The 18,394-nt window shown below is 67.9% G+C and carries 14 protein-coding genes and 1 tRNA gene; 5 read left to right on the top strand and 10 right to left on the bottom strand.

Annotated elements, in window-relative coordinates; translation table 11 throughout:
• Positions 1-39: 39 nt before the first annotated feature.
• From AUL32_RS02215 to AUL32_RS02205, 4 genes are all read right to left on the bottom strand, one after another.
• Positions 40-1,668, bottom strand: a complete 1,629-nt coding sequence (locus AUL32_RS02215; RefSeq protein WP_062111367.1) for a Na+/H+ antiporter — start codon at positions 1,666-1,668, stop codon at positions 40-42.
• A gap of 257 nt (positions 1,669-1,925) precedes the next feature.
• Complete coding sequence (locus tag AUL32_RS24955) at positions 1,926-2,078, bottom strand: hypothetical protein (protein WP_156421097.1); 153 nt, start codon at positions 2,076-2,078, stop codon at positions 1,926-1,928.
• A gap of 175 nt (positions 2,079-2,253) precedes the next feature.
• A tRNA-His gene (locus AUL32_RS02210) sits at positions 2,254-2,330 on the bottom strand.
• A gap of 141 nt (positions 2,331-2,471) precedes the next feature.
• A complete protein-coding gene (locus AUL32_RS02205; RefSeq protein WP_062111364.1) occupies positions 2,472-2,993 on the bottom strand; it encodes a phasin family protein in 522 nt (173 codons plus the stop codon).
• 233 nt (positions 2,994-3,226) lie between these two features.
• On the opposite strand from AUL32_RS02205, the gene AUL32_RS02200 reads away from it, so the two are divergent.
• The 3 genes from AUL32_RS02200 to AUL32_RS02190 all read left to right on the top strand — a co-directional run bounded on the left by AUL32_RS02200 (position 3,227) and on the right by AUL32_RS02190 (position 9,615).
• Positions 3,227-6,202 (top strand): ATP-binding protein, encoded by a 2,976-nt coding sequence (locus AUL32_RS02200; protein WP_062111363.1) that lies wholly within the window; start codon positions 3,227-3,229, stop codon positions 6,200-6,202.
• Positions 6,203-6,397: 195 nt separating this feature from the next.
• Complete coding sequence (locus AUL32_RS02195) at positions 6,398-8,293, top strand: AsmA family protein (RefSeq protein ID WP_062111361.1); 1,896 nt, start codon at positions 6,398-6,400, stop codon at positions 8,291-8,293.
• Positions 8,294-8,352: 59 nt separating this feature from the next.
• Complete coding sequence (locus AUL32_RS02190) at positions 8,353-9,615, top strand: hypothetical protein (RefSeq protein ID WP_062111359.1); 1,263 nt, start codon at positions 8,353-8,355, stop codon at positions 9,613-9,615.
• Positions 9,616-9,698: 83 nt separating this feature from the next.
• Here AUL32_RS02190 and AUL32_RS02185 read toward each other — a convergent pair whose 3' ends face one another.
• The 6 genes from AUL32_RS02185 to AUL32_RS02160 form a co-directional block, all read right to left on the bottom strand.
• Positions 9,699-10,520, bottom strand: a complete 822-nt coding sequence (locus AUL32_RS02185) for an ABC transporter permease (RefSeq protein WP_061974515.1) — start codon at positions 10,518-10,520, stop codon at positions 9,699-9,701.
• The gene (locus AUL32_RS02180; RefSeq protein WP_062111357.1) at positions 10,517-11,419 is read right to left on the bottom strand and encodes an ABC transporter permease subunit; all 903 of its coding nucleotides are present in this window, start codon (positions 11,417-11,419) and stop codon (positions 10,517-10,519) included. Before AUL32_RS02180 ends, AUL32_RS02185 begins: the two co-directional genes overlap by 4 nt.
• An 11-nt stretch (positions 11,420-11,430) precedes the next feature.
• The gene (locus tag AUL32_RS02175; RefSeq protein ID WP_061977694.1) at positions 11,431-12,582 is read right to left on the bottom strand and encodes an ABC transporter ATP-binding protein; all 1,152 of its coding nucleotides are present in this window, start codon (positions 12,580-12,582) and stop codon (positions 11,431-11,433) included.
• 135 nt (positions 12,583-12,717) lie between these two features.
• The gene (locus AUL32_RS02170) at positions 12,718-13,809 is read right to left on the bottom strand and encodes a polyamine ABC transporter substrate-binding protein (protein WP_061974511.1); all 1,092 of its coding nucleotides are present in this window, start codon (positions 13,807-13,809) and stop codon (positions 12,718-12,720) included.
• A 78-nt stretch (positions 13,810-13,887) separates the two neighbouring features.
• Complete coding sequence (locus AUL32_RS02165; RefSeq protein ID WP_156421293.1) at positions 13,888-14,469, bottom strand: GNAT family N-acetyltransferase; 582 nt, start codon at positions 14,467-14,469, stop codon at positions 13,888-13,890.
• Positions 14,466-15,257 carry an aspartyl/asparaginyl beta-hydroxylase domain-containing protein gene (locus AUL32_RS02160; protein ID WP_062111355.1) on the bottom strand — a complete coding sequence of 264 codons (792 nt, stop codon included), beginning with the start codon at positions 15,255-15,257 and terminating at the stop codon, positions 14,466-14,468. The genes AUL32_RS02165 and AUL32_RS02160 overlap by 4 nt, the downstream gene beginning before the upstream one ends.
• A 289-nt stretch (positions 15,258-15,546) precedes the next feature.
• On the opposite strand from AUL32_RS02160, the gene AUL32_RS02155 reads away from it, so the two are divergent.
• Both AUL32_RS02155 and AUL32_RS02150 read left to right on the top strand, forming a co-directional pair.
• Positions 15,547-17,070 carry a glutamine synthetase family protein gene (locus AUL32_RS02155; protein ID WP_244493069.1) on the top strand — a complete coding sequence of 508 codons (1,524 nt, stop codon included), beginning with the start codon at positions 15,547-15,549 and terminating at the stop codon, positions 17,068-17,070.
• A gap of 10 nt (positions 17,071-17,080) precedes the next feature.
• The gene (locus AUL32_RS02150) at positions 17,081-18,373 is read left to right on the top strand and encodes an NAD(P)/FAD-dependent oxidoreductase (protein ID WP_062111353.1); all 1,293 of its coding nucleotides are present in this window, start codon (positions 17,081-17,083) and stop codon (positions 18,371-18,373) included.
• The last annotated feature ends 21 nt before the right edge of the window (positions 18,374-18,394 follow it).

Raw genomic sequence — 18,394 nt, 5'->3', positions numbered from 1 at the left:
GCAGGGTTAGTGGATCGGAGCAGAGCGAAGCGTCGTCGCTCAGCCGGCGTAGCGGGTTTCCAGAATGTCGATCTCGCGCACCAGCTTGCGCGCCGTTTCCGTGCCGAGTTCGCGCCTGCGCACCTTGCGGAACAGCTCGGCACGCTCCGCCTTGAGCGCGGCAAGGCGCATCTCGCGTTCGATGCGCTCGGCGCGCAGGCCCATATCGGCATTGTCGCCCTCGCCCGAGCGCCGGTCGATGCGCTGGCGATAAAGCTCGGTGATCTCCGACGCGGCGGCGACATAGAGATCGGTGTCGCCCGCCCGATCGCCCGCCGCGCGCAGGAAGCGGCCGATCTCGGCGATGGCGGCCTCGGCCGCGGCGATGCGCGCGGCATCCTCCTCGGCTTGGCGCGAGGGCTCGGGCGGCAGTTCCAGCCCGTTGAGAAGCAGCGGCAGAACGAAGGTCGCGGCCAGAAGCGAGGCGATGATGACGCCCATCGCCAGAAAGATCGCAAGATCGCGCGCTGGAAACGGCGTTCCGTCCGCAAGGGTCAGCGGCAGGGTCAGAACGCCGGCAAGCGTCACCGCGCCGCGCACGCCGGCAAAGGACATGGCGGCGACGATGCGCCAACTCGGCGAGGTCGTGCGCCCGCGACGGCGCAGGATGGTCAGCCGCAGCGACAGCCAGACCCAGGCGAACCGCAGCGCCGCCAAGCCGGCCGTGATGGCGACGACATAGAGCACCAGCCACCAGGACTCGCGGTTTCCGGTGATGTCGACCGTTTCGGCCGCCCTGGCGAGAATGCCGGGAAGCTGCTCGCCGAGCAGCACGAAGATGATGCCGTTGGCCGTGTACTGGATCGTGTCCCAGACCGTAGAGCGGCGCACGCGCGTCGTCGCCAGCGCCCGGCCGGAGGTTTCGGCAAAACTCATGGTGAGGCCCGCCGCGACCGCCGCCAGGATGCCGGAGGCGTCGAGATGTTCGGCCAGGAGATAGGAGCCGAAAGGAATGAGAAGGCTGATGAGGATCTGCGATCCCGTGTCCTCGCCGAAGCGGTCGGATATCCAGTCCTTGGCGCGGGTGACGGCATAGGTGACGAGAACGCCGACGGCGACCCCGGCCACCGACACCCAGGCGAAGCTGAAAAGCGCCTCGCGCAGCGAGAAGGCCCCGGTCAGCGCCGCCGCGACGGCGAAGCGGAAGCAGACGAGGCCCGAGGCGTCGTTCAGGAGCGATTCGCCCTCCAGGATATGGAGCATGCGCCTGGGGATGGGCACGCGGCGCGCGATGGCCGAAACGGCGATCGGATCGGTCGGCGAGATGATGGCGGCGAGCGCGAAGGCGACCGCCAGCGGCACGGCGGGGATCATCCAATGGATGAAGAAGCCCATGCCCGTCACCGTCACAACCACGAGCCCCAACGCCAGTTCCACGATGATCGCGCGATCCTTCACCAGTTCCTCGGGCGGGATGCGCCAGCCGTCGAGAAACAGGAGCGGAGGCAGGAAGAGGAGAAAGAAAATCTCGGGGTCCAGCGTCACGCGGATATCGGCGAACAGGCCGATCGCCGCCCCGAGCGCGATTTGGAACAGAGGCCGGGGCACGGGCAGCGGCAAGATGCGGGCGAGAAGCCCGCTCGCCACCACGGCCAGAAGCAGAACGAGAGCGATCGTGACGGTTTCCAAAAGCCTCTCCCGCAAGCGCCCGGGCGACCGAACCGCTGTGGCCAACGCCAGACGCGCCGGGGTCCGGCATTGGCCGGGCCATGGTTCGCAAAGGCCCGATGCGGGTCGCGCTTGTCAACGATCGGAAGCGGGCGGAGAGCTGCGAGAGCGTTCGGACGGTGAGGCCCGTGGAGGAGCAGGCTCTATCACCCCCACCAACGGCCCGAGTTCATGAATCCTGCCAGGCGGGCGCAGCCCTCGCCCACCCGGGCGTCTCGTCAGACCCCGCCATAGGTCCGGATCAGGTCGAACGCGCTTTTCAGCATCATGAGCGTGGCGAACCCGCCTCCGATCATGATGCACACGGGCACGGGTGAGAACACGCTCTCCCCACGCTCGCTCTTCGCCGCGTCGTTCTCGCTGTCTGCCATGGGAAGGAATACGGACGGTGGCGAGCGAAGTTCCGCGCGCGAGTCTTAGCCGACTGACGGGAAGGCTATCGGTCGCCTTACAGCAAAACGCGCGTCAGCTTGCTCAGACTCAACGGCTCGATCGCCTCAGCGCGAACTCGGTGACAAGCATGAATTAATTAGTAGTGGAGAAGAATGGTACGGTTGAGTGGGTTCGAACCACCGACCTTCGGAGCCACAATCCGACGCTCTAACCAACTGAGCTACAACCGCGCATCGCTGTCGCGACGACTGGGTGGGCAATACGAGCTTTCGGCTGGGATGGCAAGAGGGGCGGGCCAAAAAGACCCGTCCCTCGAAGCGGAGGGAGGCCAAGAACTCAGCCCCCCCTCCCCGGTTGCAACTGGCTTCGCTTTAGAACTCGGTCTTGCCGGTCGCCCGTTCGGCGGCTTCGCGGCCGGGCTGCAGCACGTCGCGCGCTGCGGACTGCGAAGCGCTCTGGATGTCACGCGCCTGGCGCGTCGCCAAGTCGACTTGCTGGCGGAAGAAGCTCGTCTGGAGTTCGATGAATTCCGAAAGCGAGCGAACGCTGGCAAGCTTCTGAAGATGGGTGAAGTTCATCTCGGCCTGCGTGCGCATGCCGTCCAGCGCTCGCTTAGTGAGGTTGAGGGAGCCGGAATGGGCGTTCTCGATCGTCGCCTCCAGGGTGCGCGAGGCCTCCTCGGTGGCGGCCTTCATTCTGGCATAGGCTTCCATCGACTGCTCCATCGAGCGTTCGGTGGCGGAGCGAAAGGCTTCCGTCATCTTGGACGGGTCCATTCCCAGGGCCGCCTGCGCCTCGCGGAAGGCCTTGGGGTCGGTCATCGTGTCGAACGCCTTGCGCGCGCCTTCGAAAGCGGCGTTCGCGGCGTCCTGCGGCTTGTCGGTGTCGGACATGGTCGGGTTCCTCCTGGAAGCATTGTGACCACAACGAGGCATCGCCAGCAAGGGTTGCGCCGGATTTGCGCCGGGGGAGGCCCGGCGGGCCTTGCATTAACCCTGTCCCCCGTTGATACAGGGCCCAGATGCGGCGGCTTCTGGATTTGAGCCGCGCAAGCCCGTATTAACACTCCGGTAACCTTTTCGTTCTTCCCACCGGAGACACGGCCATTTCGACGCCTCTCGACTTCATGGTTCTTCCAGCCGTGCGCGTTGCCAACGCCATCGGCTCGGCCGTGGCCGTGCTGTCGGCCGACCTTGCCGCCGTTCTCTGGTGCAACGCGGCCGGCGCCGCGCTGCTGGCGCTGCCCGGCGGACGCCGCTCCTCGGGCGAAGACGCCACCTCCCCTCTCCTGCCGCAAATCGGCTCGGCGCGCCAAACGCTGACGCTCAAGCGGCGCACGCAGCTGCTCCTGCGCCCGGCCGACGCCGGCATGGGCCGGGCGGTGCTGGCCCGACTCGAAGCCATGCCGGACGGTAGCGGTGAAGAAAGCGCCTGGGTTCTCCTGACCGTGCGCCTCGACGGCGCGCCGAGCGAAACGCGCGAGGCCTTCGCCCGGCGCCTGGTGCAGGAAGCGGGGCTGACGGAAGCGCTGGCCTGCGTCGTGTCCGACACGGGCTTCGTCTGGGGAACGCCCAATCTGCCGGCCGAAGAGCAGTCGCTTCTCGCCGCGCAAGGCGCCGAGTTCCTGCGCGCCGGTGAAGAGCGGCTGACGGTCGAGGACGAATACGGCGCGCTGTCCTTCGCCAAAGTGGCCGAAGGGCTGGTGCTCATCCATATCGACACGCCGGACGCCGGTGACGACGCGGTCGCCGCGCCTGTTTCGAATGAGGCTGTTTCGGAGGACGGGTCCGCGAAGATCGCCGAGTCCATCGAACAGGGGTTGGACACCGACCCGTCATTGCTGCCAGTTGAAAGCGCTCCCACGCTCGTCCTTGCAGTGGAGCCCGAAGCACCCGAACCCGCCCTGCTCCAGCCGAGTTTCGAAGCCCCGCTGAACGGCGAGCCGAAGCGCTTCGTCTGGCAGATCGACGAAGACGGCCGCTTCTCCAGCCTCTCAACGGATTTTTCCGCCGTGGTCGGCCCGCACTCGGCCGACGTGATCGGGCGCGCCTTCACCGATGTCGCGCGGGTCTATGGTTTCGATGAGAACGGCGAGATCGCGCGCCTCCTGGAACGGCGCGACACGTGGTCGGGGCGCTCGATCCTCTGGCCGATCGAGGGAACCGACCGCAAGGCGCCGGTCGATCTCGCGGCACTGCCGATCTACAGCCGAGACCGCCGCTTCGAGGGCTTTCGCGGCTTCGGCGTGGTGCGCCCGGCCGAGCATGTGGCCGATCCCGACGCGCTAGGCCTCGTGCTGCGAAGCGGCCTGCCCGTGCCCCAGGAGCCGGAAGCGGACGAGACCGAGGACGAGGCTGAAATCCGTGCGGCCTTCGGCCGGCGGGAACAGGCGCCGGAAACCGAGAGCGAGCGGGCCGAGCGCCGGCACCGGCGCGAGCTTGCCCTGTCGAGCGCCGAGGAAGCGGCCTTCCGCGCCATCGGCGCCGAGCTCGGCGTGTCGCCGCGAAATGTTCTGCCGCTCAAGCCTCAAGGCGCGGACGCGCGCCGCGCGGAGCCGGCGGCCCCCGAGCCTACGAATGTCGAGCCCGTGACCTTCGAGCCCGAGCCGGTGGAGGAGGCCGTCCCCTTCGCAGCGCACGAGCTGGAGGACATGTTCGACGCGCTGCCGCTGGCCGTTCTCGTGCAGATGGGCGACCGGCTTCTCTTCGCCAACAAGCGCTTCTTCTCGCTGACCCGCTACAGCGATCTCGACGCGCTGGAGGAATCGGGCGGTCTCGACCGGCTGGTTCTTTCCTGCGGGGAATCGGGCGAAGGCGACGAGGCGGTGATCCAGTGCGGCGACGGCACGATGGAGCGCGCCCGGCTGCATCTCCAGCGCGTGTCGGTGGCCGGGCGCTCGTGCCTGCTCATGTCCTTCACCGAAGCGCGCGAGCCGCCGGACGATCTCCTGGCCGGCGAGGTGGTGGATCTCCAGCGCGAGGTGGACGAGCTTCAGGCCGTGCTCGACACGGCGACCGACGGCATCCTCCTGCTCGACGCGGGCGAGCGCGTGCGCAAGATGAACGGCGCGGCCGAGGCGCTGTTCGGCCTGACGCCCGACTTCTATCTCGGCCTGCCCTTCGTGGAGCTTCTGGTTCCCGAAAGCCGGCAGACCGCGCGCGACTATATCGAGACGCTGCGCGACAACGGCCTCGCCTCGATCCTCAACGACGGGCGCGAGGTCCATGCCAAGGTCGGACCGGATAAGGCGCGCGGCGGCGAGCAGGGCACGATCCCGCTCTTCGTCACGCTCGGCCGCCTGTCGGACGGGCGCGGCTGGTGCGTGGTGATCCGCGACATCGCGCAGTGGAAACAGGCCGAAAAGGATCTGGTGGAAGCGCGCAAGCAGGCCGAGGACGCGAGCCTGCACAAAAGCCGGTTCCTGGCCAATGTGAGCCACGAGCTGCGCACGCCGCTCAACGCCATCATCGGCTTTGCTGACGTCATGGCGTCGGAGTGCTTCGGCCCGATCGGCCACGAGCGCTATCTCGAATATCTCGGCGATATCAAGCGCTCGGGCCATCACGTGCTCGACCTCGTCAACGACCTTCTCGACATTTCCAAGATCGAGGCGGGCAAGATCGAGTTGAGCTTCGAATCGGTGTCGCTGCACGAGATCGTGGCCGAGGTCGTCTCGCTCATGCAGCCCCAGGCCAATCGCGAGCGGGTGATCGTGCGATCCGTCCTGCCGGCCTCCGTGCCGCCCGTCGTGGCGGACCGGCGCTCGGTGCGGCAGATCGCGCTCAACCTCATCGCCAATGCCGTGCGCTTCACGCCGGCCGGCGGGCAGATCGTCGCCTCCACCCATTATGGCGAGGACGGCACCGTCTGCCTTCGTGTGCGCGATTCCGGTATCGGCATGACCGAGCACGAGGTTGAGATCGCGCTCACCCCCTTCCAGCAGGTCAAGGCCGGCGGGCGGGGCGAAGGCACGGGGCTCGGCCTGCCTTTGACCAAAGCGATGGTGGAGGCCAACCGCGCGCAGTTCTCGATCGCCTCCACGCCCGGGGAGGGAACGCTGGTGGAGATCACCTTTCCACCCTCCCGCGTCCTCGCGGTGTAGGATCGAACCCGCGGCCGGTTCGGGCTCGGCCGGCGCGCCATGCGATCGGCGCAATCGCGTGGCTGATTGCGGGGGATCGGGCCAGGCTCGGGCGGCGGCGCTCTGTTCAAGCCCGGCCTGTCTCTCTAAGTAATATGACTCTCTGAGCAATACGACTTGGGCGTCTGGCCCCGCAACGCCTCGAAGGACCCCGGATTGAAAGAGCTTCCTGCCCCGGCGCGGCGCGCGACCGAGAAGCCATCGCGCGGGGACAGGCATCGGCGCGGGCTCCTGTCTGCGGTTTCGGGCGTCGTTCTGCTGGTTCTGGGACTTCTGGTCTTTGCCCTGTCGCAGGTCTCGCTGCAGCTCGGCGACGCGCGCGAGGAACTGGAAGCCCGGCTCGCCCATCTGACGGGCCGCCCGGTCCATGTCGACGGCACCGTGTCATTCGAGCTTCTGCCGCGCCCCAGGGCTGTTCTGACGGACCTGCGCGCCCGAACCGGCGGGGGCGCGGACGCTCAGCTCCTTTCGGTGGACCGCGTGGAGGCCGATTTCGCGCTCTTCCCCGCGCTTCTCGGCCGCGCCGATATCACGCGCGTCGCGCTGGTGCGCCCGGAACTCGGGCCGGCCGGCCAAACGCCGGACGCCTCCGTCACCCTCACCCCGCCCGCTGCCGACGCTGTTCCCCCCGAGCCCGCTCCGACGGGCGTTCCCGTCGGCAAGGCGTCGCGCGACCTGCGCGTGTTTCTCGTGCGCTTCGAGGGCCTTCGCGAGCTCGACATCCGCGAGGGTCTCTTCCGCCTGCCAGGGCGCCCGGACAGCCTGTCCAACGTCAACGTCACCTTCGAATGGCCGGGCGGCGCCAGCATGGCGCGCCTGTCGGGCGCCGCCGTCTGGAACGGCCAGCCGCTGCGGCTCGACGCGCGCATGGACCGGCCGCTCTCCATCACGGAAGGGCAGACCGCACCGCTGAAACTGGCCTTGAAGGCGCCGGCGCTGGAGATTGGTTTCGACGGCAGCGGCGCGGCGGGCGAGTTCCTGCGCCTATCGGGCGCCATGAGCCTTTCGACGGCGTCTCTATCCCGCGCGGTGGACTGGATCGGGCGGTCCAACGCGGGCCTGCCGGATTTCGGCGCCTTTTCCATTCAGACGCAGATCCAGCTGGTGGACAACCGCGTGTCCTTCGGCTCCGCTTCGCTGGACCTCGGCGGCGACACGGCGCGGGGCGCGTTGGAGGCCGTTCTCCCGCGCGAGGCGAGCGGCGTGCCCGCGATCTCCGGGACGCTCGCCTTCCGCAAGCTCAATCTCGGCCGTTTCAGCCGGGCGATCGCCCCCGCGCCGCAGACCGTGCTCGACTATCAGCGCCCGATCCGCACCGGCTTCATCGCGGACGCCAATCTCGACCTGCGCCTGTCGGCGGAGGAAGCCGATCTCGGCCGCACCACGGCGCGCGACGTGGCGGCGACGATCAAGGCGAGCGCCGGCGTCGGCACCATCGACATCGGCGATATGGCGCTTTTGGACGGGCGCGGCGATCTTCGCATCACCGTCGACACCACCGCGCCGCGCCCGGACCTCGTGATCTCGGCGGGCCTGCGAGACATCGACGTGGCGACCCTTCCGACCCTGACCGGCACCACGATGCCGCTTGCGTCCGGCCGGGGCGAGTTGCAGCTGACCCTGCGCGGCCCCGCCACGAACTGGGCCGAGATCGCGCTCGCCAGCCGCACCGAAGCCAAGCTGCGTGTGCGCGAGGGCCAGCTGGCTGGCGTCGAGCGCGGCATGTTGAAAGTGCCGGGCCCGCGCCCGATCGACCCCACCATGGCCTCGCCCGAGCCGTTTCGCCGGGTCGATCTCGCGCTGGCCGGCGTCGGGCCGCGAATGCGAATCGACAAGCTTTCCATCGCCTTCGACGAGGGCGAGGCGACGGCCAACGGGCAGATCGACCTGCGCAGCGGCCGCCTCGCGGTGCAGGGTCAGTTCGACCCGACCAAGGTCGAAGCGTCCGGCGTATCGAATTCGTTCACCCTATCGAAACCCATCGGGTTCAAGCTGGATGGCGAATGGCCGAAACCGACGTTAACCGTAAGTGCGTCGGACGGGCCGACCTGAGACGGAACGCTCCCTGGTTCAGGCGCGCGGCGTTCCGCCCATCCGGAACGGAGCCGCTTTTGCCCCTGCTGTCCCCCCGCCTCCTTGCCCTCGTTCTCGCCGGCTCGATCCTCTGCCCGCTGTCCGCCTCGGCCGCCGGCTCCGTCCTGCGCGTCGGCTCCGACCCCTCGTCGGGAGCGGCCGGCTCCTCGACGGTCGCAACCGGCCTTCGCGGCGCGCCGGCCGATCCCGCCGCCTGCGCGCGGGACTTTCACGCCAAGCTGAAGCCGATCGCCGAAGGGCCGTTCCAGGGCGTGAAGGCGGCCCTTTCAGCCCCTTCCGAGCCCGCCAGGGCAGCGGCGCCGGGCGAGGCGCCGGCCGCGCGCGGCCTGATCTTCCCGCCCAATGCGCGCTCGCGCGGGCCGAACGAGAGCGCCGCGCTGCGCGCCGCCACGGCCGCTGCCAACGGCGCCTCGGGCGTGGTCCCGCGCGACGGCAATGCCCGCTGGACGGCCATGCGCGTTCGCGAGGATCTCGCCGACTTCCTGACGCAGGGGCCCTCGCCCTATCTCTGCTCGGGCATCGACCAATATCTGGCGACCCTCAAGCGCTTCGCGGGCCAGGTGGCGATCTCGCCCGAGCGCCGGCAGCGCGATTTGGAAACCGCGCGCGCCATGGCGCGCAGCAGCCTGGACGCCGCGCTTCTGGCGCTCCGCCCGGTGCCGCTGCCGACGCCCGCGCCGGAGGATCGCTCGACCCCAGCCGAGATCGCCGAGACCCTGCGCGCCAGCATCGGCGTCAAGGACGAAGCCTTCATCGGCCCGCCCATGCTGGTGGCCGGGCGCGAAGAGGGCGAGACGCGGATTTCGCAGGGCAACGCAGCCGACCCGGACCTGCCGCCCATTCCGGCACGCACCGAGAACAAGCTGGAAAGCGACGCGGACGTCAGTGCAGCCGTGGCCGAGCTGGCTCAGGCGATCCGGCGCGCCATGCCGAACGTGGCGGAGGCGCAGGCGCTCGATAGCACCACGACGGGCAGCGTCGCCGCTCCGATCGGCCCCATGCGCCCCGCCCCGGCCAAGGACACCCTCGCCAAGGACGGGGCGCCCAAGGACGCGCTGACGCGCCTTGCGGAGCTGAAGCCGCTCTTTGCGCCCGAAGGCGGCTTCCCCGGAGACTCGCGCACCCGCCTCACCGTGGTCGGCGCCTTGTCGGACCTCGAAGTCACTGAGCGGCTGCTCGGCGCCTCTTCCCTGCCGGCGGACCCGCTGGGCGCGGCCTTCACCGCGACCTTCGATGCGATCGCCGCCGCCCATGCCGAAAGCTGCCGCTGCAAGCCCTGACGCACCCGCCCATCGCCTCACAGACGAAAGCCCCCTCGTGAACACCACACGAGGGGGCTTTTTTCGTTAGAGGCGCGAAAAACTCAGACGTCCTGCGCGGCCAGACGCTCGTCCGCCCGGCGGCGGGTTTCCTGCCGACGGGTGAACAGCGCGGCGGCGATGACGCCGACCGCCACCACGGCGATCATGATCGTGGAAATGGCGTTGATCTCCGGCGTCACGCCGAGCCGCACCTGGCTGTAGATGCGCATGGGCAGCGTCGTGGCGCCGGGGCCGGAGGTGAAGCTCGCGATCACGAGATCGTCGAGCGACAGGGTGAAGGCCAGCATCCAGCCCGCCGCCACCGCCGGCCAGATCACCGGCAGGGTGATGAGCAGAAAGGCCTTGGCGGGCGGGCAGCCGAGATCCTGCGCCGCTTCTTCCAGTGACCGGTCGAAGGAGACGAGGCGCGACTGAACGACCACGGCGACGAAGCAGAGGGTCAGCGTCGTGTGCGCGACGGTCACCGTCCAGAAGCCGCGGTCGAAGCCGATGGCGACGAAGAGAAGAAGCAGCGACAGACCGGTGATGACCTCGGGCATGACGAGCGGCGCGAAGACCATGCCGGAAAACAGCGTGCGCCCGGGAAAGCGGGCGTGGCGCACCAGCGCCATGGCCGCCATCGTGCCGAGCACGGTGGCCAACGTCGCCGACAGAAAGGCGACGCGCAGCGTCACCCAGGCCGCGTCGAGAAACAGGCGGTTGCCCATGAGCGAGGCGTACCAGCGCGTCGAGAATCCACCCCAGACCGTGACGAGCTGCGAGGCGTTGAAGGAATAGACCACCAGAAGCAGGATCGGCAGGTAGAGAAAGGCGAAGCCCAGCACCAGCGAAACGAGATTGAAGGCGGAAAGGCCGCGTTTCATGCCGCCCTCGCCTGAATGCGCTGGAAGAGAACGATCGGCACCACAAGCACCAGAAGCAGAAGCACCGCCACCGCCGAGGCCACTGGCCAGTCGCGATTGGTGAAGAACTCGTCCCACAGGGTCTTGCCGATCATCAGCGTCTGCGAGCCGCCGAGAAGATCGGGAATGACGAACTCGCCCACCGCCGGAATGAAGACCAGAAGCGCGCCGGCGAGAACGCCGGGCAGCGACAGCGGAAAGGTGATGCGCCAGAACGCGCCGAGCGGCGTGCAGCCCAGATCCCCCGCTGCCTCCAGAAGGCGCGGATCGAGCCGCTCCAGGCTGGCGTAGATCGGCAGCACCATGAAGGGCAGGTAGGAATAGACGATGCCGATATAGACGGCGGTGTTGGTGTTGATGATCGTCAGCGGCGTATCGACGAGCCCGGTCCAAAGGAGGAACTGGTTGAGATAGCCCTCGTTGCGCAGAATGCCGATCCAGGCATAGACGCGGATCAGGAAGCTCGTCCAGAAGGGCAGCACCGTCAGCATGACCAGCACCGGCCGCAGCCCGCCGGGCGCGCGCGACATGGCATAGGCCAGGGGATAGGCGACGAGCAGCGTCAGAGCCGTCGAGACCGCCGCGATCTGGAGGCTGGAGAGATAGGCGTTGAGATAGAGCGGGTCCTCCGCCAGGAACTGGTAGCTCTGGGTGCCGAGCTGACGCAGACTGCCGGCGAAAGCCGAAACGCCCGTCCAGTCGAAGACCGGGAGATAGGGCGGCTGGGCAATCGCGGTTTCCGACAGGGAAATCTTGAAGACGATCACGAAGGGCACAAGAAACAGGACGAGGAGCCAGAGATAGGGCACGCCGATCACGGCGCCCTTCCACCAGTTCACCCTCAAGGCACGAGACGCCATCTCCCCGCTCCTCACTGCACCAGGAGAACGCCGGCGTCGCGCTCGAAGGTCAGCCAGACCTCCTCTTCCCAGCCGATCTGCTCGGGCGCCACGCGCGCGGCGTTGATGACGGTGGAGCGCACCAGCGCGCCGTTTTCCAGCTTGACGTTGAACAGCGTCACGTCGCCGAGATAGGCGATGTCCCAGACCACGCCGCGCAGCGCGTTGACGCCGATATCGCTCGGCGGGCGGCGCGACAGGCGCATCTTTTCCGGGCGCACGGCAAAGGCCGCGCTGTCGCCCGGCGCGACGGCGACCGTGCTTTCCGACTCGATCGCGCCGACATCCGTGGCGAGCCGCACGACCCCACCCGACGCGCTGTCCACCACGCCTTCGATCAGCGAGATGTTGCCGACGAAATCGGCGACGTAGCGCGAGGTCGGCGCCTCGTAGATCACGGCGGGCGTCGCCACCTGGCAGAGCTTGCCGGCGCGCATCACGGCGATGCGGTCGGACATGGTCATCGCCTCTTCCTGGTCGTGCGTCACGATCACGAAGGTGAGGCCGAGCTCCTGCTGGAGGTCCATCAGCTCGAACTGCGTTTCCTCGCGCAGCTTCTTGTCCAGCGCGCCGAGCGGCTCGTCCAGAAGCAGCACCTTGGGGCGCTTGGCGAGCGAACGGGCCAGCGCCACGCGCTGCTGCTGGCCGCCCGAAAGCTGCTGCGGCTTGCGCTTGCCGTAGCTGTCGAGCTTCACGAGCTTCAGCATCTCGGCCACGCGGTCGCGGATCTCGCCCTTGGCCATGCCGTCCTGCTTCAGGCCGAAGGCGACGTTCTGCTCCACGCTCATATGGGGAAACAGCGCGTAGGACTGGAACATCATGTTGAGCGGTCGCCGATAGGGCGGCACGCCCTTCAGGCTCTCGCCGCCGAGCCGGATGTCGCCGGCCGTCGGCTCCTCGAAGCCCGCCAGCATGCGCAGCAGCGTGGACTTGCCGCAGCCGGACGGCCCCAGCAGCGTGAAGAACTCGCGCGGGTAGATCTTGAGGCTGAGATCGTCCACCGCGTTGAACGTGCCGAACCGCTTGGAAATGCGGTCGAACTCGATCAGCGGCTTGGCGGCGGGGTCGTTCCACGGGTCGAACGAGCGGCGGATATTGCCGAAAGCCTTGGGTGCCGTTGCCATCTCTACCCCGAACCAGATCATGGAGGCGCCCGTGCCTCGACGGCGCGCCTCTTGGCCCGGACCGGCGCGGGAAGATCCAGCGCCCGGTCCGATCGCGATGCTTAAGCCCGAGCCTGCCGGCCCGGGGCGCCGGGCCTACTGCCCGGTCTTCACGGTGGTGAAGGCGCGGGTGACGGTGCGCTGGGCGCGCGCGTCATAGGGCTTCTTGACGTAGAGCGTCTTCAACGTCGCCTCGTCGGGATAGATCGAGGTGTCGTTCAGGATCTCGGGGTTCACGAATTTCTGCGAGGCGAGATTGCCGTTGGCGTAGCTGACGAAGTTCGTCGCCTTGGCGATCACTTCGGGCCGCATCATGTAGTTGATGAACTGGTGCGCCGCGTCGACATGCGGCGCGTCGGACGGGATCGCCATCTGGTCGAACCACATCATCGTGCCTTCGTGGGGGATGAAGTAGCCGATGTCGACGCCGCGCTTGGCCTCGGCCGCGCGGGTGCGCGCCTGGAACACGTCGCCGGAGAAGCCGACCGCCACGCAGATGTCGCCATTGGCGAGCGCGTTGATATATTCTGAGGAATGGAAGCGGCGGATGAAGGGGCGAACCTTCAGGAGCAGCGCTTCCGCCTTGCCGATTGAATCGGCATCCGAGGCGCTGGGGTCGAGCCCGAGATAGCTGAGCGCTGCGGGAATGATCTCGCCCGGCGCGTCCAGCATGTCGATGCCGCATTTCGACAGGGCCTCGGCGTTCTTCGGATCGAAGACGAGAGCCCAGGAGTTCAGCGGCGCGTCCGGCAGCAGCTCCTTGACCTTCTCGACATTGTAGCCGACGCCCGTGGTGCCCCACATGTAGTTGACGGAATAGGCGTTGTCCGGGTCGTAGGAGGCGACGCGCTCGGTCACCAGCGGCCACATGTTGGAAAGGTTCGGCAGCTTGGACTTGTCGAGCTTCTGGAACACGCCGGCCTGGACCTGGCGCTGCAGATACTCGGCCGAAGGCACGACGATGTCGTAGCCGCTGCCGCCGGCCAAGAGGCGCGTTTCCAGAATCTCGTTGGAATCGTACACGTCGTAGACGACGCGGATGCCGGTTTCCTTGGTGAAGTCGTCGACGATCGAGGTGTCGATATAGTCCGACCAGTTGAAGATATTGAGCACCTTCTCCTGCGCCATGGCGCCGTGGCTCGCGAAGGCGGCCAGGGCCAACCCCAAGGCAAAGGCATTGTGTCTCATCGCTGGCGGACCTTCTCGCGCGGCGGGCTCGGCGCCCTCTTGCAGTGCGGGCAATATCGCCAAGCGCGGCCGCGATTCCTAGTCCCCGCCGCCGATTTTAAGACCTTGTTCGTTTTTCAGGCAGACGCCCTCCGCGTCGCCGCCGCCAACAGGACGAACCATGTAGACCGCCCCCTTGCCATAGGAGGCGAGCTTGGCCGGCGCGATCGTCTCGCCCGCCGGCCGGAAGCCGAAGCGGCGCCAATAGGGCGCGGTGCCGTAGACCGAGACGAGCATGGCGGGATGCGAGCGCCGGTCCGCCAGCGAGAGCAACGCGGTGATTGCCGGCTCGGCCAGCCCGCGCCCACGCAGCGCCGGCAGGAGCGCCACGTCATGAAGATAGAGCGCGTCGGCGCCGGGCTCCAGCGCGCCGAGCGCGGTGTCGAGCGGCGGCGGCGCGCCGAGCGCGGCGGGATAGGCAATGGCGTAGCCGCAGATCGCCCCCGCCTCGTCCTCCAGCGCCAGACACCCATCCGGGAACAAGGCGATCCGGTCGAGATACATGGCCGGGCCTTCGGGGAAGCTGGGATGCACCACGTCCGCCACCGCAATGGCGCCGGGAACGTCCGCCGCCGCCATCGCGCGCCAGTGCGGCCGGGGCCGACCCGCCGTCTCGCTCATCGGTGCTTGCGGCCTTCCCCGTAGAACATCTTTTCCCAAGCCTTGTGCGCCTTATAGCCCTCGCGGATGAAGGGCGTGAACATGGCGAGGTTGAGCACCGCCTTATTGGTGAGATTGGCGGGAAAGCGCAGCGGCTTCTCGAAATCCACGAAGAGCACCACCCGCACCTTATCGGAATGGTTCCAGGCCTCGTGCTCGTAGGCGTCGTCGAAGATCAGCGCCTTGCCCTCTTCCCAATGGCAGGTCCGGTCGGCGACGCGGATGCCGATCTTGTCGGGCTCGGGCGGCACCACGAGCCCGAGATGGAAGCGCAGCACGCCGTTATAGGGGCCGCGATGGGGCGGCAGATGCTTGCCCGGTTCGAAGATCGAGAACATGGCCGACTTCAGCCCCGGGATCTTCTGTAGGATACGCCACGTCTCCGGGCACTGGGCGATCGCCTCCTCGGACTTGATGCCGTAGCCGCAGAGGAAGAAAGTCTTCCAGTTCTGATCGGACGAGATGGAACGCACTTCCGAGGAGATCTCGTGAAAGGCGGGCAGATCGCCCTTGCGCACCAGGATCTTGTCGAGCTCGGCGCGAATCAGCCGCCATTCCCGCTCCACCTCGCGCGCCCAGGGAAAATCGTCGGTCGGATAGACCGCCGGATTGCCGATGGCGGAATGCTTGAGATTGAGGCTCTCGGCGCCGTCCACGAGCTTCTGAACCATTCGGGCGGCAAGGCCGCCCCGGCTCATCGTGTCTTCCAGACCTTGGGTCTTCAGCTTCTGCTGGGTCGTTTCGGTCATGCCATCCACCGCGTCCTGCGGCCTCCATGCCCGCCCCTTGGCGGCTTCGACCTCAAATAGGGGCTTCGATGTCATTTCCATGACGCACGATGCCCAGCCCCCCGATGCCCGAGCGGATCGATCGCATCGGGTACAGCCGCCCCGTCGTTATAAAGGTCCCCTTATCGCCCTGTGCCCGATCGGCACGGCGATTTCCAGCCCCCTCGCGCGAACGCCCTTCAGCCGGGCGCCTTGCGGTTGGCTCCGGGGCGGGTATGGTCGAGGTAACCGAAATTCCGCGCAGGAACGCATGGCAGATCGCACCCGGCCTCCCAAACTCGAGCAGGCGTCTCCCTCCAAGATCAAGCGCGACAAGCCCAAGCGCCGCACGGTGGAGCGCACGGGATCGGGCGGGCGCATCGGCCTGTCGCGCCGCGAGGCCGAGCCCGAGCGGCCGCGCTTCCTGGATTCGCGCCGGGGCGTGCCGTCCATGGCCGAGGCGGGCGAATGGTTGCGCGCGCGCGGCATCGAGGATGTGGAATGCATCACGCCCGATCTCGCGGGCGTGGCGCGCGGCAAGATGATGCCGGCCAAGAAGTTCACCGGCAACACCTCGCTCGCCCTGCCCTCGGCGCTGTTCATGCACACGATCTCGGGCGAGTATCCCGACGAGACCGGCGAGTTCCGCTATTCGCCCAACGATGGCGACCTGAAGCTCGTGCCCGATCTCTCGACGCTTTCGGCCGTGCCTTGGGAGACCGACCCGACCGCGCAGGTGATCTGCGATCTCGTGGACACGGCGGGCGAGGCGGTGGCCTACACGCCGCGCAACGTGCTCAAACGCGTCGTCGCGCTCTACGAGAGCCGGGGCTGGAAGCCGATCGTCGCGCCCGAGATCGAGTTCTATCTCGTTTCCAAGAATGTCGATCCCGACTATCCCCTCACCCCGCCGATCGGCCGCTCGGGCCGGCAGATCTCGGGCGGGCAGGCCTATTCGATCGGCGGGGTCAACGAGTTCGACGAACTGATCGACGACATCTACCATTTCTCCGACGCGCAGGGGTTGGAGATCGACACGCTGATCCACGAGGACGGCGCGGCGCAGCTGGAGATCAACCTGCGGCACGGCGACCCGATCGAGCTGGCCGACCAGGTCTTCATGTTCAAGCGCACGATCCGCGAGGCCGCGCTCAAGCACGACATCTACGCCACGTTCATGGCCAAGCCCATCCAGGGCCAGCCCGGCTCGGCGCTGCATATCCACCAGTCGGTGGTGGACGCGGTCACCGGGCAGAACGTCTTCTCCAACGAGGACGGCAGCCCCTCGCCGCTGTTCTTCCATTTCCTGGGCGGAATGCAGCGTTACGTGCCGGCGGCGCTGGTGATGATGGCGCCCTATGTGAACTCCTATCGCCGGCTGACCCACGGCATGTCCGCCCCCACCAACAATGCCTGGGGCTACGACAATCGCACCACGGCCTTTCGCGTGCCGACCTCGGACGCCTCCTCGCGCCGCGTCGAGAACCGCCTGCCCTCCTCCGACACCAATCCCTATCTCGCGCTCGCCGCCTCGCTCGCCTGCGGTTGGCTCGGCATGGTGAATGCGGTGGAGCCGGACCAGCCGACCGACCGGACGGTGAACGAGGACGGTGTTATCTCGCTGCCGCGCGGCCTGCTCGAGGCGGTCGCCGCCTTCGAGGCGGAGGACGCGTTCCACGACGTGTTCAGCCGCGAGTTCGTCGCCACCTATACCGGCATCAAGCGCGGCGAGTTCGAAACCTTCATGCAGGTCATCAGTCCCTGGGAACGCGAATTCCTTCTCCTGAACGTTTGAGCCGCGCCCGATGAGCGCCGGCTCCTACCAGTCCCCCATTTCGCCCGGCCGCTCCTGGTACGAGGACTCGGCGGGCGAGCGGCCGCGCTATCCCCGGCTGGACGGCTCGATCGAGGTGGACACGCTCATTGTCGGCGGCGGCTTCACCGGGCTTTCAGCCGCGCTGCATCTGGCGGGGCGCGGCGTCCGCGTCGCGCTTCTGGAGGCGGCAAGGCTGGGGGACGGCGCGTCGGGCCGCAATGGCGGCCAGTTCGGCACCGGCCAGCGGCAATGGCCCGAAGACCTGGAGCGCGAGGTCGGGCTGGAGCGTTCGCGCGCGCTCTTCGCCATGACGGAGGACGCCAAGACCCATCTGCACGAGATGATGGCGGCACACGGGATCGAGGCCGACTACCGGCCCGGCCAGCTCTCGCTGGCGCACAAGCGGCGCTATGTCGAGAGCTATCGCCGCCACGCCGAAATCCTGACTGAACGCTACGCCTATCCCCATGCCCGCTTTCTCGGCCGCGAGGAAACGGAGGCGCGTCTCGGCTCGCCGCAATACCACGCCGGCGTCCTCGACACCGGCACCGGGCATCTCCACCCGATGAAGCTCCTGATCGGCACGGGCCGGGCGGCGGCAAGGGCGGGCGCCGCGCTCCACGAGGAGACGCCGGTGACACGCCTGCACCGGCGCGGCGCGGCGATCGAAGCCGAGACGCCCTTCGGCACCGTGCGCGCCGAGCGCGCGCTGATGGCGGTCAACGCCCATGGCGAAGGGCTGAGCCGGGCGAACGCGGCGCATGTCATGCCGATCCGCTCCTTCATCGCGGCGACCGAGCCCCTGGCCGAACCGGACCGCGTGCTTCCGGGGGGCGAAGCGGCGGACGATTCCCGCTTCGTGGTGCGCTACTTCCGCAAGACGCCCGACAACCGCCTCCTGTTCGGCGGCCGCGAGGCCTATTCCTCGGCGGAGGGCGATATCGTCGGCCAGATCCGGCGTCAGGTCGTCTCGATCTATCCGCATCTGGCGGATGTCGGTTTCACCCATGCCTGGGGCGGGTCGGTTGGCGTCACCATGCCGCGCATGCCGTATGTCGCGAGCCCCGAGGCGGGCCTCACGGTGATCGGCGGCTTCTCCGGGCATGGCGTGCTTCTGTCCCACTATACCGGGCGGCTCTATGCCGAGCGGGTGCTGGGAAACCAGGATCGGCTGGCCGAGTTGGAGTCGCTGCGCATCCCCGCCTTTCCCGGCGGTTCGGCCCTTCGCGCGCCTCTCCTTTTTCTCGCGATGACATGGTATGCGCTGCGCGATCGGTTTTGACGAGGTCGATCGTGCCTTGCG

Origin of the sequence: Aureimonas sp. AU40, from assembly GCF_001463785.1 — a bacterium.
GTDB lineage: Bacteria > Pseudomonadota > Alphaproteobacteria > Rhizobiales > Rhizobiaceae > Aureimonas.
This window is presented reverse-complemented; position numbering and strand designations above follow the sequence as displayed.

What these genes read in the sequence shown, in the direction of transcription:
- AUL32_RS02175 (WP_061977694.1), bottom strand. Translation starts at nt 12,582, where the DNA reads ATGGCAACGGCACCCAAGGCTTTCGGCAATATCCGCCGCTCGTTCGAC.
- AUL32_RS02165 (WP_156421293.1), bottom strand. Translation starts at nt 14,469, where the DNA reads ATGAGCGAGACGGCGGGTCGGCCCCGGCCGCACTGGCGCGCGATGGCG.
- AUL32_RS02205 (WP_062111364.1), bottom strand. Translation starts at nt 2,993, where the DNA reads ATGTCCGACACCGACAAGCCGCAGGACGCCGCGAACGCCGCTTTCGAA.
- AUL32_RS02180 (WP_062111357.1), bottom strand. Translation starts at nt 11,419, where the DNA reads ATGGCGTCTCGTGCCTTGAGGGTGAACTGGTGGAAGGGCGCCGTGATC.
- AUL32_RS02160 (WP_062111355.1), bottom strand. Translation starts at nt 15,257, where the DNA reads ATGACCGAAACGACCCAGCAGAAGCTGAAGACCCAAGGTCTGGAAGAC.
- AUL32_RS24955 (WP_156421097.1), bottom strand. Translation starts at nt 2,078, where the DNA reads ATGGCAGACAGCGAGAACGACGCGGCGAAGAGCGAGCGTGGGGAGAGC.
- AUL32_RS02155 (WP_244493069.1), top strand. Translation starts at nt 15,547, where the DNA reads ATGGCAGATCGCACCCGGCCTCCCAAACTCGAGCAGGCGTCTCCCTCC.
- AUL32_RS02200 (WP_062111363.1), top strand. Translation starts at nt 3,227, where the DNA reads ATGGTTCTTCCAGCCGTGCGCGTTGCCAACGCCATCGGCTCGGCCGTG.
- AUL32_RS02170 (WP_061974511.1), bottom strand. Translation starts at nt 13,809, where the DNA reads ATGAGACACAATGCCTTTGCCTTGGGGTTGGCCCTGGCCGCCTTCGCG.
- AUL32_RS02185 (WP_061974515.1), bottom strand. Translation starts at nt 10,520, where the DNA reads ATGAAACGCGGCCTTTCCGCCTTCAATCTCGTTTCGCTGGTGCTGGGC.
- AUL32_RS02150 (WP_062111353.1), top strand. Translation starts at nt 17,081, where the DNA reads ATGAGCGCCGGCTCCTACCAGTCCCCCATTTCGCCCGGCCGCTCCTGG.